Origin of the sequence: Desulfovibrio sp. 1214_IL3152 (assembly GCF_036763055.1) — a bacterium.
In the GTDB taxonomy this organism is placed as follows: Bacteria; Desulfobacterota; Desulfovibrionia; order Desulfovibrionales; family Desulfovibrionaceae; genus Desulfovibrio.
This window is the reverse complement of record NZ_JBAIYW010000384.1, coordinates 1-16,135: the sequence shown is the minus strand read 5'-3', so window position 1 is coordinate 16,135 and position 16,135 is coordinate 1. Positions and strand designations below refer to the sequence as shown.

At 54.0% G+C, this 16,135-nt stretch carries 14 protein-coding genes and 2 pseudogenes; 8 read left to right on the top strand and 8 right to left on the bottom strand.

Translation table 11 applies throughout. The annotated features are described in order from the left end of the window. From V6C07_RS08390 to V6C07_RS08355, 8 genes are all read right to left on the bottom strand, one after another. Window positions 1-184 (bottom strand): transposase (locus V6C07_RS08390; protein ID WP_333534907.1); only part of this gene is annotated, 184 nt, incomplete at its 3' end. Between the two features lie 51 nt (window positions 185-235). Further along, entirely contained in the window at window positions 236-475 is a 240-nt protein-coding gene (locus V6C07_RS08385; protein ID WP_333535941.1) for a DUF6361 family protein, read from the bottom strand. 49 nt (window positions 476-524) lie between these two features. Beyond that, on the bottom strand, window positions 525-2,108 hold the full coding sequence (locus tag V6C07_RS08380; protein ID WP_333535940.1) for an AAA domain-containing protein: 1,584 nt from the start codon (window positions 2,106-2,108) through the stop codon (window positions 525-527). Between the two features lie 25 nt (window positions 2,109-2,133). Next, window positions 2,134-4,782: a hypothetical protein gene (locus V6C07_RS08375; RefSeq protein WP_333535938.1), complete on the bottom strand. Its 2,649-nt coding sequence runs from the start codon at window positions 4,780-4,782 to the stop codon at window positions 2,134-2,136. After that, window positions 4,749-6,944: a hypothetical protein gene (locus V6C07_RS08370; protein WP_333535937.1), complete on the bottom strand. Its 2,196-nt coding sequence runs from the start codon at window positions 6,942-6,944 to the stop codon at window positions 4,749-4,751. Before V6C07_RS08370 ends, V6C07_RS08375 begins: the two co-directional genes overlap by 34 nt. After that, a complete protein-coding gene (locus tag V6C07_RS08365; RefSeq protein WP_333535936.1) occupies window positions 6,937-7,281 on the bottom strand; it encodes a hypothetical protein in 345 nt (114 codons plus the stop codon). The genes V6C07_RS08370 and V6C07_RS08365 overlap by 8 nt, the downstream gene beginning before the upstream one ends. 126 nt (window positions 7,282-7,407) lie before the next feature. Next, window positions 7,408-8,724, bottom strand: a complete 1,317-nt coding sequence (locus V6C07_RS08360; RefSeq protein ID WP_333535935.1) for an ATP-binding protein — start codon at window positions 8,722-8,724, stop codon at window positions 7,408-7,410. Beyond that, window positions 8,714-9,052 (bottom strand): N-6 DNA methylase, encoded by a 339-nt coding sequence (locus tag V6C07_RS08355; RefSeq protein WP_333535934.1) that lies wholly within the window; start codon window positions 9,050-9,052, stop codon window positions 8,714-8,716. Before V6C07_RS08355 ends, V6C07_RS08360 begins: the two co-directional genes overlap by 11 nt. Window positions 9,053-9,394: 342 nt before the next feature. On the opposite strand from V6C07_RS08355, the pseudogene V6C07_RS08350 reads away from it, so the two are divergent. The 8 genes and pseudogenes from V6C07_RS08350 to V6C07_RS08315 form a co-directional block, all read left to right on the top strand. Then, a pseudogene (locus V6C07_RS08350) lies at window positions 9,395-9,823 on the top strand (transposase); the annotation flags it as partial. A 282-nt stretch (window positions 9,824-10,105) separates the two neighbouring features. Beyond that, on the top strand, window positions 10,106-10,807 hold the full coding sequence (locus V6C07_RS08345; RefSeq protein WP_333535933.1) for an ERF family protein: 702 nt from the start codon (window positions 10,106-10,108) through the stop codon (window positions 10,805-10,807). A gap of 68 nt (window positions 10,808-10,875) precedes the next feature. Beyond that, the gene (locus V6C07_RS08340) at window positions 10,876-12,039 is read left to right on the top strand and encodes a hypothetical protein (protein WP_333535932.1); all 1,164 of its coding nucleotides are present in this window, start codon (window positions 10,876-10,878) and stop codon (window positions 12,037-12,039) included. Between the two features lie 133 nt (window positions 12,040-12,172). Next, complete coding sequence (locus V6C07_RS08335) at window positions 12,173-12,394, top strand: AbrB/MazE/SpoVT family DNA-binding domain-containing protein (protein WP_333535931.1); 222 nt, start codon at window positions 12,173-12,175, stop codon at window positions 12,392-12,394. Between the two features lie 2 nt (window positions 12,395-12,396). After that, the gene (locus V6C07_RS08330) at window positions 12,397-12,825 is read left to right on the top strand and encodes a putative toxin-antitoxin system toxin component, PIN family (RefSeq protein WP_333535929.1); all 429 of its coding nucleotides are present in this window, start codon (window positions 12,397-12,399) and stop codon (window positions 12,823-12,825) included. A gap of 70 nt (window positions 12,826-12,895) precedes the next feature. Further along, window positions 12,896-13,882, top strand: a pseudogene (locus V6C07_RS08325) (AAA family ATPase); the annotation flags it as partial. A gap of 369 nt (window positions 13,883-14,251) precedes the next feature. Beyond that, window positions 14,252-15,289: a DUF3150 domain-containing protein gene (locus V6C07_RS08320; RefSeq protein WP_333535928.1), complete on the top strand. Its 1,038-nt coding sequence runs from the start codon at window positions 14,252-14,254 to the stop codon at window positions 15,287-15,289. Between the two features lie 4 nt (window positions 15,290-15,293). Next, window positions 15,294-15,896, top strand: a complete 603-nt coding sequence (locus V6C07_RS08315) for a hypothetical protein (protein ID WP_333535926.1) — start codon at window positions 15,294-15,296, stop codon at window positions 15,894-15,896. Window positions 15,897-16,135: the final 239 nt, after the last annotated feature.

Genomic DNA, 16,135 nt, shown 5'->3' with positions numbered 1-16,135 from the left:
CGCCCGGCTTCAAGGCGAACTCGTGCTTGTCCTGTCGGTAATGCGTAACCCAATTCGCCAAGGTTTTCATCGGAATAGATAACCTTCGCGCTGTTTCCGTTACGCCAAAACCATCATCAACCGCCATAGTGACGGCTTGCTGCCTCAATTCCTGTGAATAACGTCCCCGTGGTGCTTTCGTCATAGAACCTCCTCAATGGATATGGACTATGGCGTCCGTTTTTTCCAGCCTATCTCACTCTGCAGGTAGTCGTTTCTCTTCCAGCGAATGGTAAATCCATGGCACGAAAAGCATGTAGCGAAGGCGTGTCAGGATCGTGCTTGTTCCTGGAAACAACAGATCGGCAAAGTTGTCCCGCACGGAGCCGAGCCCAAGCTCGTCACGACTTTCCTTTTCCTGGAAAAGGGAAAGGATGCGAAGCGTGCGTTCCCTCGCTTTCGAGTCATGATCAATCCATGCAAGGACTGAAGGCATCTTTCAGTACTCCCTCTCTACAGCCACAAATGGATCGGCGTTGATTGCATCAAACTCCATTCTCGTATCGCCCCCTCAATTTGCATCTCATGGTCGACATCGCACCGCGTTCAAAGAACGGCAAGTCGATGGTGTCACATACCGAACTGCAATACTGCTCGGCAAAGAGCTGCAGGTGAGCGGCGTCACGAGCCACGTCCGGATCGGATGGCAGATGCTGGAGAAGCGCGTCGCTAATAAGCATTACAAACTTGCTTCTCGCCCGGGTCAGCGTCACATTGAATCGTCTCGGGCTTAGGATGAATGCATCTTCAGACGCAACAAAATTCCGGTCGGCCACCACATAACTGGAAAGGATCAGGTCGCGCTCCTGACCCTGGAATCGGTCTACGGTGTCCACAAATGGAGGCGGGTCCATCGTCATACCGGCCGCATTCACGAGCAGATTTCTGATGGATGCCATCTGGGCTCGGTGGGGAGTCACGATGCCGATTTTCTGCGTCCAAAATTCCTGGGCGCTTACTCCGGCCTGTTGGGCGTCGACCAGCTTCTTGTACAAAAGGGTCAAAGCGGAAACGATCTGCGCCTCAAAAGGGTTCGATAACGTATATGTGTTGGCGGAGTAGCTAATCACCACCACAGGGCAAGCTGGGGCAAGAATGCGGAGAAACTGGCCGGACCATGGCAACTGCTCAGGCCAGTCGGCTGGTTTTTCATCAATATTGATGGCGAGATCCAGCTTTCTCTCGGGGAAGAACGCCTCGTATTCGTTCTTATAAAAACGCTTACAGGGCCATGCGGAAATTTCCACGTTGGTCCGATAGTTGTGTTTAAGCTGCACCGGGGTGATGCCGTGGGTCTCCTTCATGTAAGAGAAAATGCAGTCAAACAGCCCTTGAACGCTATCCTTCATCTGGAAGCCGTAGATCGGCCCAAGCTGCCGGTCGTCACCTGCAAGAACAACATGCCCATCAGATTTCAAAAGTAGAAAGTAGGCCGCAGCCGCAGCAACCTGAACCTGTGATGCCTCGTCGATCACTAGAAGATCAAACCATTCGGCGGTCGGCTCACTATCCTGGTGGTCTTTCTCAGCAAGTCGTCCAAGTTGTTGCCAGGTTCCACCCACGATGATGATCCCGGTATCGTCGCCTTTCAGGGCATTCACAAAACCCTGAGCCCTTGCAGAGTTCCTCGGCATATCTTCGATCTGATCACTCAAGGGAGGTGCGGAGGAGTCGCTTCTCACCCTTGTGACACGAACCGGGCAATCTAACGCTCCGACCGTGGCCGTCCGTCTGTTGATCAGTTCTAGGACTTCGTTGAGGACGTTATCGATAGCGTTGTAGTTGCTGGACCCGATACCGACACGCAGCGGAATTCCCGCTTCGGCGTAATGCTCAATCCACCCGAGAATAGTCCCGGCCAGAACCGTGGTCTTTCCTGTTCCCGGCGGCCCCCAAAGCAAAGAAATCCTGTTTCCGAATGCATCGCGAAAGAGGGATTCCTGCTTTTCGTTGAAGGCATCCTTCAGGTATGGTGTTACCTTCGCGTACAACTGGTTGGTGTCAGTGAATGTTTTTCCTGCAGCCAGCGAGCCGGGGGTATACATCAGGCTATGGGCTGGTTCGGTCATTTTTGTCGGTCTCTTAGCCACTACCTTACCTCCGCTTCCTGGCACGTTTGCTCGGTGCTGCCTTGCCGCCGACAGACCTCAGTGCTTTTTCTATCCTGTCGCTCGAAAAATCCCGGTACATCGGATCAAGGACAAGCGGTGAGTCGAGCGCCACGAGTCCTTGGGCGACGGCAAACTGAAAGAGCCCCTGGTGACCCGGTTTAAGAACCACATAGGGATTGTCCTGCATGGCCTCCAACCGAATGACCGCTACCTGAAGCAATGCCCCTATCGACTTGTTCGTCATCCACCGCTCGGTCAGGCCGTGTTCGCCCAGCAGTTCTTCTGCATCTTGGAAGCCCAATCCAATTCGCCGACGCCACGGCTCGTCGAGATCCACGTATTCATTCTCGTTGGATAGGGCGACGGTAAATTCGCCTTCCTTGATTCGGGAATCTCTGCTGGTCGGAGAAAAATCGAAAACATAGAGCGCTTCGTGTTGATACTGTGGATTCGCGAGCTTGATCTCATCGATGATCGGATCAGCCTCTGCTTGAGGCTTCAAGGTCAATCCGCGTATCGAGAAAAACCTCGCCTCCCGTTCATCGACGGGCAGTGAGCGAGTGTTCCGGTTCTCCATTTCCTGGCACGCGACATTGAGCTTCTCAAAAGCGATCAGACTTCTTGCCGCCTCCGGAACACTTGCCTGGGAGGAACGTGCGGCAGAGAAGCCGCTCTTTTTCAGCACCAACCGGTCTTTGTAGTTTTCACGCAGTCGCCGGACGATGTGCTGCAAAGCTTGCAGGTGAACCTTCGTGGCCCGCTTAATGCCATCGTAGAGTTCGTCCCGGGTGTAGCGCCTCCACTTAGACGGGTCAGAATACAGTTTGTTGAAATGGCGGACAAAGATTTTGTCCTGCCACAGCTCATAGGCCCGCTCGAAAGGAATCTGATCGCTCATTGGGGTAGCGAATCCAAAAGGCAGATCGAACTTATACGGGGTGCCATCCTCCCGGACATTTGGGAAGAAACTGTTCGCTGCCTCAAAAAGGGAGTAATCGTGAGCAACTGGCAGCCCAACGAGCATGCGCAGGACTTCCTTGACGATTGTCCCAGGCTGAGACTTGAAAGCATCCGGATCGGGCAACAAGCTGTCCGGCGGGAAGAATCGGGTAAGCACCTCGATCAATTCGATCACGTCAGGATTCTGCATATGACGCTCGAACATACGCTTGAGTTGACGCACCTCCAGCATGTCCCAGAAGAAGATATGGGAAGAGAGCCGGTCACGGGCGGGTAGACCTGTGTTGACGGTCGACACCTCGTCTAACCACTCAGAAACCACGGTCGCAAATTCCTTTAGCCGCTCTCGTTCCGTTTCCGGGTTCATCGCATCGACACGGTCGACGATGAAAATCTTTTCGTCCGTCACCGGAGGATCGCCGGGTTTGCGGCCGTGCGGGAAATAGAGTCGCGCCGCGCCCAAGGCAAACGAGATCCCAGAGCCCGGGTCGAAATGAATCGTGATAAAGATGCTTTGGTCAGTCCAGGCAGGAATCATAGCGCTGCGCCGCCCATCGACTGGCAAGGGTGCCCCCTCGGTCAGTGAACGGGCACGAGTGGCTAACGCTGGCCCATCTGCTCGCAACTGGTGGCTGGAGTCGATAACGGATTGCCAGCGATCATCGGCGGTAGTCACAGCTTCAGTCAGTTCCGCTGTAGTGGTAATGCCATTTGAACGGAACAGTTCCGCCTGTCCCTGATTGAGCCAGGCCAGCCGGGAAAGATGATCGCATTCGGATGCCTTGTCTCGGCAGTAGCGAACGTAGTCGCAAAGCTGGCACTTGGGACCGACATGCCAACTGGCATCCTCCATATCGGTCTGTAGAACCCGGAGAAGGCGATCCTCGAAAAACTGCTTCACGTGGACTTTATAGACTTCATAGGGAACCCGAATCAGCGTTCCGCTGAGGGCCTCGGAAATAGGATCTGCGGCTCCCTTGGCCTGATTAAGCTGGACCAGGTTCCTGAACGCATTGATGTCGTGACTCCCTGGCCAGATGGTGCCTTCCGCCGAAACGGCATATCTGCCGCCAAGCCCTTCTTGCTGGATGGCTGTGGCCAACGCCAAAGCGTAGTAGGTCACCTCTGTGAAGTGCCGGAGGGATGGCTCCGCAGCCATTTTCACATCAATGATATGGATTTCGTATTCAGGCACAGTCCCATTGCCGATCAGCGGCGCACCAGTGCCACCTGGACGTATCCAAAGGATGTCTGGGCGCACTCGTACCTGGTCGAGACCGAAATCGTCGTATGCCTTTTGAAGACCGGGAGTAATGTTTGTGGGAACCGTGAATTCCGCCTCGATAACTGCTTGGGGTGGTTCCTGTTGCCGGAGGATGTCAAAAAGGTTCTGGATCTTCTTGAAGGGCTTCCGTCCCAGAAGATCATCGACCTTGTCCTCGAGAAGGAACACAACTTTCCCATCATCTGAGGTGTTGATCAGATCCTGGTATTTGTCGGCTTCCCAACGCCGCCCGGCCGCTTTGATAAGTTCAATACCTGGGCGTTTGTAGGTTTCGGCCGAGACGCCAAGTGAGTCCCTTTCAGCATCACTGGCCAGACGAAACCGGAGAAACCGGTCACAATCGAATTTGAATGTTAGAGCAAGCGTTCCTTTATCGAGTTTCGCCATCGCAACTCTCCCGGAGTTGGTATGTTCTTCAATGCATCCGACATCGGTCGTGTGCTGGTATCCGCCTCGCCTAAGAAACTCCTACTGACGACCAACGCCCGAGCCAAATTAGTGAAATCAGGTATTTTGAATCCGATCCGTTTATGGGCGGACAAGGCCTCAAAGTGAGATTCCGCCTCCAAAACAGCGTCTTTGATGGCAGTTTCGCTTATGACCGGAACGCCCCTCTTGATGACGCCTTTCTTCTTGCGACAGACCAGTACCGCGTCCCACTTGATGGTGCCATCGTAAGTGTGAAGGCCTCCTTGGCCTTCGCCACGCATGGGCAGAACCTTGGTTACCGAGAGTCCCGAATGAAGCAGAGCCGTGCCGAGAGCATTCCATGCCGATGCGAGTTTATGGTGGTAGGTGAACACGCAGATCCCGTTCGACTTGAGCACGCGGTTGCATTCCATGAAAATCTGCTGAAGCCGTTCCTGGTATCCCTTGATGGCTTCATCGGACCGTCGCGTGATGGCCAGGTTCTGCAGTATCGGAGCCGAAGTGAGGTTGTCGTCATACGGCGGCGGTGCGATTCCCAAAGGCTGATGCCAGGCCAAATAGAAGTCCGAGAGTTCCGAGTAGCTCAGATTGTCGAAATACGGCGGATCGGTCAGCACGAGATCCACTGAGCCGTCCGGTAATAAATGGAGTTCCTCGGAAGACTGGGTTTCAATCGCCGCCGTGGCGCTGCCGCTCAATACATCATCGACAGAGCCAAGGTAGGCTTGTTCGCGCTCAAAACCATCTTCATAAGCGACTCTGGTGCCTTCCGGATGCAGTTCCTGGGGCGCTTTGGCAAAGGCAATCGCCTTCGAAATTTTCCGGACCGTGTTGATGAACGTCCCCCGTCCGACGCCATCCTGCCAAGGGTTCAGCTCGACCGGACGAGTGATGTGCCGGTATGAGTGGATGGAGAACATTGGGCTCGTTCGGCGATAGCCAAACGCATAGGCCGTGTACATGCAGTTCGTAGTGAGATGTTCACTGAAGGCCAGCTCAAGGCAGCGCCGCGCCTCATCGCTTTCCACTCGGCCGATGGCCGAACCGAGAAGGTGCAGGTGGAGCTTCTGCCGGTCGTTGAAAAAGTCTGCGTAATGCCGAATCCCGTGGATCAGAGGTCGTCCATCCGAGCGCCCCTCGCGGGGAATGCTTCTCGTCGGCACAAGCAAGCCATTCCCGATTATCCGCAGCTTCCGGGTGGCTTGGTCGTACAACTCCTGGTCCACCTCTTCGACGCGCTTGAAATGCCTTGTGCAGTTCTTGCCGGTTCCGACCAGATACTCTTGGGCAAAGAGCCTCCAAGTGGGGCGTTCGGCGCCATCAAGGTCATCCGCTGCGATCTTCTGTGTGTGCTTGCAGGTCAGGCAGGTCATGATCCCGTTGCCGTGCGTGCCCGCGCTGATAGTGGTGCGCTTGCCGCAAGAGCAGTGCAGCACCTTGCATTCAATCGGCAATTCGTGGACTGCATGACAGTCCTTGCAGAATACCCACTGCAGACTTTTCTCTTTAGAGTAGGCCAATTGAAAATGGGGATGGAGTTCGACATCGCTCTGGCAATTCGAGCACTGCTTCACCTGGACCCAGAAATGATGAAGAACATCCCGTTCGACACCATCCACCATGGTCCGATGCAACGGCGTAATGAGTTGTGCGACCTCATTGCAAATTTGATCGATTTCCGGGTAGTGTTCCTCCATCCGGGAGGCGGCCAACTCAAATCGGGTAATAAAGGTCGCGACTGGGTCGATATCAAAACCAATCACCCGGGCGTTGCAGCGCATGGACTCCACCAAACTTGTCCCGCCGCCGATGAAGGGATCTAGAACGACAGCGCCATGCACGGAGGTCTTGCCGAGGTAGGTATCCCAAAAGGTGTCGGCCTTGTCAGGAGGAAGGGTTAACGCGGTGAGGATCGAACGGAACTGAGAGCCCACCCGGCGAGCAAACCAGCGGTGGACCCGATACAAAGGATTCGAACTTTGTCCTTCACGCAGGGCAAGCTCGGCGATTTGGGCAATGGGAATGTCGCCCGCCTCCAGCAGGGTACGGGCAGGCCAACCGCCAAAGGTGTCGCCTCTGCGGTTTTCAATGATCTGCTTTGCCTGACCTATTTTAGCCATAGGGCCCCATTACCATCCCTTCGCAGTAGTATTGCCGAGTATATCCGAACGCCTTATCGAACAGATCATGGTCCTTGACCTGGTACTTCACGTAAATCGCTTTGCGCAGGGCCTTCTGGATCTCGCGTTCTCCGGCCTTGGTGTTTTGCCAGCCAGGGAACCAGACTAGGCGCAAGATCTCGTCGATATCGGTCACGATCCACTCTACCACCATCGGCGTCTTGCCGTTCTTCACCTCGGCGAACAGTTCGGTCAGGGCTGCTTTGGCCTTGGCCTGTTCATCGACCGAGTCCACCTGCTTCTCGGCCTGGACGACCTCCTTGGCTAGGGTCAGCATCTCCTTGAGGAAATCGAGGCTGTGAAGCAGGCCCTGTTCGTACCGCTCCTTGAGCTTTTCGAGGCGTTCGCCCAGGGCTATAAACTTCGGATTGTCCTTGTGCCTGCGCAGGCGGGCATTGTGTGCTCATTTACAGTCTCCCATATTCAATGCTTCATCAACCCAGCAGATCGCCCGACGCAGGTTGTCAGCCAGTGGGCCTTTGGCTGATGCGTAGTGCCTATTAAACCAGTTCCGCAAAAGCTCTCTGATATACTTCGAGTTGGATTTGACCTCGCCTGCCGTCAGTCCGCGTATAGCTTGAAGGCAATATTCAAGCTCTTTCCCGGTAAGGTTTGCGTTGCCCTCTTTGCTGCGCAGCGCCTCTGCGTATTTCCTCTTTTTGGTGGCTGCGGCAGTGCTCCCGTTGGGGATTGCAAGTTCCTGAGTATTCCCAATCTTCAACCGTTCAATCAGTTTTTCTCGCGTGGCTGATCTTGAAACCACGCCTTTGAGCACTTCCACGGTTTTATCCAGTGTCATTCCGGATTTCTTGATGAAATAGTAAACGGGCAGAAATGCGGTGCTTTCAAAGCAGATCTGCTTGATGTACTCGTCTGGCTCAGGAACATTATCCTGATTCAAAGTGCTGAGAACGATATCTGCCGTCCTTATGCCTTTGGTTTTTACAATTTGTTTTTTGGCCGTACTGATAATGCTTCCAGCCAGGGGTTCAACCTGTCCGATCAGCTTTAGCGCTGGCTTGCCTTTGACCTCAGAGAACTCCCCCTCTTTGATGAAAGAAAGCTGACTAAGAAGTGATTCATCAATCAGGAACGAACCTCCGGACCCGGTTACGCTACCGGTGTGCAGATCGAAAATCCCAGCCTCCCGAACGCCGACCCGCGCTATATTTTCGAGATGTTGCATCCAGAGGCGCTGCTCAGTTTCCCGCTTGGCCTCAAGGATGGCTCTGAGTTCTGGGTATTTAATTCGCTCGGAGCGGCCTCGATATCGATAGTAGATATCGCCCTCTTTCAGCTCCTTACCAGCATCTTTGGTGCAGACAACGGGCTTATCCTTGGCCTCATAAATATACAAAAGGCCAAAAATCTTCCCTTGAAGTTCGTATTCCTGAATCGTCCATCCTATTTCCGGAGCGAAGTGTTCATTGAAGTTGCGAGACATCTTTTCCGGATCAATATCCTCAAATAACGTCAGGTTCGCTCCTGAGAGGCCGCAAAGCCGATGTGGATTGTTGGCAATGCCAAACACGATATAGCCACCCTTGGCATTGGCATACGCGGCGCTGGTTTTCAGGTACTTTGGCAAGCTTGCCCACCCGAATGATTCCTTGAATTCAAGGCTGCTGCTTTCCCTTGAGATCACGCGTTCTGGATCTGCAGGGGAAATCTTGAAGATTTCGTTAAGGTACTCTTGAGAGAATGGCGTCTTAGCTTCCATGCAGTCCTCCCTCTAAGGTTGAAAGCAGACCGTCCATTGACTCCCGCAATGTCATCGAGCGTTCCTGCCAGTTTGCTATGGCCTGCTTGAGGCTGACTGTTTCGGTCACGCCGTTGCCATTGCCATTTCCGTTGTCCGCTCGCACGTAGAGCAGGATGCTGAGGTTGCTGCCTTTCTCCCGGACCTCGTCATTGCTGACCACCCGGGCAAAGCCGTCCTCATCATCGAAAGCCTGATAGGCAGCGACAATGCGCTGGATGTGATCGTCAGTGAGGAAGCTCTGTGCCCGCTCGCGGGTCCCCTCGTTCACCGCGTAGATGAAGAGCACCTTAACGGCTTGTCATGATATTCGCAACGGCACACTCTTTTGTCTGGTGTGCCGCGACGGATATCACGCCAATCTTAGCTGGCAGCCTATAACCAACGTCGGTATTTCCCACCGAGGATGCAAGAGCAAGGAGAAATGGACTAAACGGTCGGACCTGCTTTCGGAGAACCTGATGCTATCCCTGACCTTTAAAAGGTCGAGTAGCCGATTAGGACCGAAAGAGCGAATTGCCCATTATGGCGCGGCCAAGGCCTGATGCCGGATATACGTGTGCATCCGATTCTGTTTAGAACATTTTTAAACTCCTTGACTCCTGGCGAGGCCATATACGGACAGCAATGAGGAGATTTTTACCCCCAAACCCGGTGGCAGCGTTGTGTGGTACATTTTTACCGGAATGTACTCCAGGCGGTGCTGCCCGGAAAAGCCAAGGAAGTCGGCCGGATGCTCAAGGCCATTCACGCGCAGGAAGATAGGGAATCAGCGGGCCAGAAGGCTCGAGATGTCGCCCAAAAGATTGCCGCACTACGCCTTGGCAAGACAGGAGAGATCCTGAAAAGCGGCATTGAAGAAACGCTCTCCTATTATGAGTTTCCTGTCGCACACTGGCGGTATATCCGGACAAACAACCAGCTCGAAAGGCTGAATCGTGAAATCCGGTGGTGAACGTGGGTAGTGGGCAGCTTTCCCGATGGGCATGCGGCCTTAATGCTAGTGGCGGCCCGGCTGCGCTACATGGCGGGCCAGAAATGGGGCACACAACGGCATCTGCGATGTTCAGGGATGAGTCAGAATAGCGCCAGCGCCTTAAGGCAGACCAAAATCCTGACCGCATGCCGGATACATAAGGTGTAACATACAGTATTTTATCTGTTATGGAGTCAGCAGCCAAGTAATATATCTGGTATCCTTTTAAGCCGTCATCCATCAAATTTAGTAAATATATTATAGCATTAAGAGCACCGGAACTACGTTTCAAATCACCCCCAAAACCCTGTCCAGCACTAAGCTGGGCGGGGCTTCGTCATTCTGTTATCTCAGGAGGATTTTCATATGAATCAATACCAATCAGAAAACACCACCGAATTGGCCAAGGCCCTGCTCAACGTCCAGCGCATCGTGCAACCCATTGCCAGGGACGCTGAAAACCCTTTTACCAAAAGCTGGTACGCCAGCCTCAACAGCGTCATGGACGCATGCAGAGGCACACTCATCGAAAATGGCATCTGGCTGTGTCAGTACCCTGTGCCTGTGGAGCAGCCCAATTCATTGGGGCTGGTCACCAAACTGACCCATGCGGAGTCCGGCCAATGGCAAAGCTCACTGGCCGTGGTTCCCCTGCCCAAGGCTGACCCTCAGGGCATGGGATCGGCAATGACCTACGCGAGGAGGTATGCTCTGACCGCCATGCTGGGCATGGTGACGGAAGATGATGACGGCGAAGGGGCAAGAACTGGCCGAAAATCGGCATCTCGCCCGAAATTGCCCGTAAACGCCCCAGAAGCGCGAAAAGCATCCCCACTCAACCCATCCGCCACAAACAATATTTCACCCCCCTCAAATCGATCGCCAGCAGCACTTGAAAACCTGCCTCCGCTGAAAGGAGTCGCCTACCAACAGGTGACGGCTCAGGACGGGCGGCCCTGCATCATTGCCAGCGGCAACACGCAGGCCAAAAAGGAAATACTCACAGGCGCGGGCTTCCGCTGGAACCCGCAGAGAAAATTGTGGTGGAAGTATGTTGATGCCGCATAGTGAAAACAAAAATACCGAGTGAGAGGGCTGCCTGATGGCAGCCCTCTTACTTTTATAGGGATGCAATCATGATAACCACCGACCGCACGGAAGGTTTGCGGGCATTAATTCGTCAAGGGCTTCAGACTGTCTCTCAACAAAGTACCACCGCCCATTTGGGCGACAGGTCCACGTATGTGGGTATGAGCGACATCGGCCAGCACTGGGAGTGCCCTCGTGCTGCGTTGGCCCGCAAGGTGCTGCCCACTGCTGACAGCCTGGAACGTCTGTTGACCCTGCAACGGGGCCATTGGTTTGAAGCTGGCGTGGGGCAGGCGCTGGCATCTCTGGGTTTGCATGTGCTGCCCCAACTGGAAATCACCTGGCAACATCAGGGAGTGCCGATTAAAGCCCATCTGGACTTCGTGCTGGTTTGGGGTGCGCCCGTCAATGCCATACGGATTCTGGAAGTGAAAAGCACGGACAAGCTGCCCGACACGCCGCACGATTCTCATCTACTGCAATTACACGGACAAATCGGTCTGCTGGCCATGGCCTGGGACAAGCCAGCATTCAGCCTGCGGGCGGAGGACGGTACGCTTTTGCATGAAAAAATAACCTTTCCTCAACTCTGTCATGCCCATTTGGGATTCAAACTGCCCACATGTGCTGATGCAGCGATCCTGGAAGCATGGCTGCTCTGCATTTCCATGAGAGAGGTAAAGACGTTCGGCCCCTATGGCTTCAATCAGGCCATGCTGGATACGGCCCTTGACCACGCAAGCCAACTCTGGAGCGACCTCACGGCCTACCGCGCCGGGAATTTGTCCCTCTCGCAGGTGGACTACGCCCAAGGCTTTTATCCGTTGTGCTCGTACTGCGAATACAATGGCGATTGTCCCAAGTTTCCGCAGGACGTGAAAATGCCACAATGGGAACCGGCACTGGATAAATTGGCTGCCCTCAAAAACCAACGCACCGTCTTGGATGCGGAAATCAAGGAAATGGAAACCGTGCTCAAGCTGGTACACCGGCAGGCCGGTACACGGGACTGGATAGATACGGGGAAGTATCGCTTCCGCATGTCAGTGGCTGCAGGCCGAACGACATTGGATAAAAACGCGCTACGGGGAGAATTGTCCGATATCTTCTGCTTTGAGCATCTGGACGACATTGACGTGGACGCCTTGCTTGCCCGCTGCGAGCGCACTGGCGAGCCTTTCGAAAAATTGAGTATCTCACGCATAAACTGAATCTGGAGAAACAAACTCACAGAGCGCGATAACGCAAGGAGGATAAGCTGAGAACCACGTAGCTTGACAAATAATTTGCAAGACGTATCCTTTAATCACGGATTCTTTACTATAATGAAAAAAGGAGGCCGAGATGCTTGCCAAACTTACTTCTAAGAATCAGCTTACGCTTCCAAAGGCCATTGTGCAGCAGATTGACCAGCCCGAATATTTCGATGTGTCGCTGGAAAATGGTCGCATAGTCCTCACACCCATGCAGGTACGGCCAGTTGACGCCGTACGCAACAAATTAGCGGCTCTTGGCATCAGTGAGCAGGATGTAACGGATGCGGTCCAGTGGGGGCGTAGAGGATAGCTATGGCTCCTCGTGTAGTTTTAGACACAAACTGTCTTGTTTCCGCGCTTATTTTCTCAAAGGGAAGAATAGCTGAACTCCGTCTAATATGGCAGACTGAAGAAATTATTCCTGTAGTTTGTCGTGAAACCGTCACTGAATTAATCAGGGTGTTAAGTTATCCAAAGTTCAAGCTGGAACCCCAAGAAATTGAAAGTTTGCTCGCTGAATTCCTACCTTGGGCTGAAACCTTTCCGCTTGAAATTCCTCTTGAAGAAGTTTCAGAGCTTCGTGACAGGGATGATGCCGTTTTCATTCATTTAGCGAAAGCAGCTAATGCCGCTTTTCTAGTGTCGGGAGATAAACACTTATTAGAACTGCGACATGTATTTCCTGATCTGCATATAGCAACACCCGTAGAGTTTTTGAGGCATATTTCAACACATAACTAGCAATTATTATAATAAATTTACAGAAAGGCGTACCCATAAGGGTGCGCCTTTCTGTTTTTTGGAGGGCAAAATGAAAAGCACCCGTACTTCCGAGTTCGACTCTCTCCAGCCCACCGACCTTGACGCTGGTCAGGTCTTCAGCGGGAACCCCTCTGGCACCATGGTCAAGGGTTACGTCACGCCCTCGGCCTACACTCCGGCCATTGACCCAGACTACCTATTTCACGAGTCCAGCCGCGACATGGTGGTTTGGTTTGTCAGCCCTCAGGGTGCGCAGGAACCGCTCTATGTCTTTGGCCCCACGGGCTGCGGCAAAACAAGCTGCATCAAACAGCTGGCAGCGCGGCTCAACTATCCCGTGTTTGAGGTGACAGGACATGGAAGGTTGGAATTTGCCGACCTGGTGGGGCATCTGACGGTCAAAGGCGGCAACATGACCTTTGAGTGCGGCCCTCTTGCCCTTGCCATGCGTCACGGAGCGATTCTGCTCCTCAATGAGATTGATTTAACTTCGCCGGAGATCGCCGCCGGGTTGAACAGCGTGCTGGACGGCTCCCCTTTGTGCATAGCGGAAAATGGGGGCGAGATTATCCAGCCGCACCCCATGTTCCGCTTTGTGGCCACAGCCAATACAAATGGTGCTGGTGATGACACGGGCCTGTATCAGGGCACGCAACGGCAGAATCTCGCGTGGCTGGATCGCTTCACTATCTGCGAAGTGGGCTATCCCGATGCAACTGTGGAGAAAAAACTGCTGGCCCAGCGCTTCCCCTCTCTACCCGAAACGCTTTGCGCCACCATGGTGGATTACGCCAATGAAGTTCGCAAATTGTTCATGGGTGAGGGTTCAAGCAACAATCTGACCAACACCATTGAAGTCACCTTCTCCACGCGCAGTCTGCTGCGTTGGGGAGATCTGACCGTGCGCTTTCAGCCCCTGGCCCATCAGGGCATCCAGCCAATCACCTATGCCCTTGACCGGGCACTGGCTTACCGGGCCAGCCGCGAGACCCGCGCCATGCTGCACGAACTGGCACAGCGCATGTTTCCTCAACATACGGAAGCGGACATCAAGGCAATGAGCGCCGACGCGGAGGAAGAATTCCTGCGAGGTGAGCAAGCCCTGCGTTTCATGCGCGGCCAACTGCACAATACGCCGAAGCTAACCAAGCCCCGCGTTCATCTTCAGGTAGTCCACAACCTTCCCGGCAAAAAACAGGATGGCAAGTTCTGGATCGGCGAGGCCCGGTCCGAAGGCCTTATGCTCCATTGGGGCAAACCGGACACCGCCGGGCAACAACACTTTATCCCCGCTGAAAATTGTGCGGGCAATAACTCCGTCCTGGAACTTGAGGCCCGCGCAGCCAAAAAGCTTACGGAAGGCTACGTCCTCAACACGACAAAAAGCTCATTATAGGAGAACATCATGACACACGTTCTTTCAGACATTCGCATTTTGGACAATTTGCTGGCCCTCAACCTCAACGTCAGTTTGTGGTCGGCCCGCCGCAAAATGAGCCAGGAAGATCTGGGCGGTGCGGAACTGCCGCCTGATGATCTGGCCTCTCTTGGCTCCAAGCGCATTGCCGACCCGGAAAACCTTAAAGTGTTCGGCACACTCAAGGCCCGCGCCTTCAACTATCTGGACAGACACGGGGTGCGCTTCATGTCAGGCTGGGCCATACCCGAAGAAAAGGCCGGCGAAATCGTGCAGGAACTGCTCAGTATCCGAAATGAGTTTCAAAAAGAAAAGGAAGCCTTCCTGGCAAGCTATGACCAGAACGTCCAGGCCTGGATTGAAAAGCATCATCAATGGGGCGAAATCATCCGCAACTCCACCGTGGGGCCAGATTATGTTCGCGGCCGCATGGATTTTCGCTGGCAGATCTACAAGGTCGCTCCTCTGGAACAGCATACGGACAATACCGCAGTGCTGGAGGCCGGCCTGGCCGAAGAGGTGCAGGGCCTGGGCGGCACGCTCTTTGGCGAAGTGGCCAAGTCCGCCGAGGACATCTGGCGCAGGGTGTATCACGGCAAAACGGAAGTAACCCACAAAGCCCTTTCGCCCCTGCGAACGCTGCATGCCAAACTCACAGGCTTGTCTTTCGTAGAACCTCATGTGGCCCCTGTAGCGGATATCGTGCAGGCTGCACTGCTGCGTATGCCCAAGAAAGGGAACATCAGCGGGCCGGACTTGTTGCTCTTGCAGGGCCTGGTCTGCCTGCTCAAGGATAGCACGGCTCTTGTGGGGCACGCCCAGAAAGTCATTGAAGGCTACGGTCCGGCCTTTGTGCTGGACGCCCTGCTGGCTGGGTCGGACACACTATCCAAGGTGGATAGCATGGATGGACAGATGGGCAGCGCTACGGATGGCGAACCGGATGACATGCCCATTCTACCAGATATCCCCATGCCAGACGACGCCTTGCCACATCCTGTCATTCCCAGTCTGGGCTTGTGGTGACGTCATGATCCGTTCCAAAGATATTCTCAACTGCCTGCCTCTGCTGGCGTCCGTACTCGGCGACCAATACGGGGTGCAGGTGCGTATCGGCGGTAAAGAGGCTTGCACCAACGGTAAGGTCATCCAGTTGCCTTCATTGCCTATGGATTGCGAGCCGGAAATGTTGGCGTTGGCAGCCTCGTTTCTGGATCACGAGGCGGCCCACATCCGACACACAGACTTTAGCATGCTGAAAGCTGCAAACCTTGATCCTGTAACCTTCAACCTGTTCAACTGCCTTGAGGACTGGCGCGTTGAAAAGAAGCTATCAGGCATTTTCCCTGGTTGCCGCCAGAATCTGAACTGGCTAATACGACGATTCTTTGTAGAGCAGGCACAGCCAAGGGCCGGGGGTGATTCCCCGGCCCTTGCTGTTTTGGACTATGTGTTGTTGACGGTGAGAGCCTGGGATGTGGAAGAGGTCAACATACCTCGCACGGCGGCGGCAGAGACGCTACGCCAACACTTCACCGGCCTGAAGGAAGTGCTGGACGCAGTTCTGGTCAAAGCCCGCATCCATTGCCCTGACACGGCTTCAACCATAGCCTATGCTCGGCAACTGGGGTAATCATCCCCTTTTTAGTAGCTCTCCAAAGTAGAGCCTATGCCGCCAGCTTATGTTTCATAGCTGGAGTGATGCCGCCAATGCCCATGTTTGGTCGCTCATTGTTATATGTCCACATTGCTGTCCGGCTAAGCACCCAATTCTAATAGGCTGAGATGTTGAAGATTATCTTTTCTTCGCCGTCGTGGATTCAGGAGTTCTTCCAGAGACGCCGAACCGAGCAGGTTGAGCTGGATGAGTTG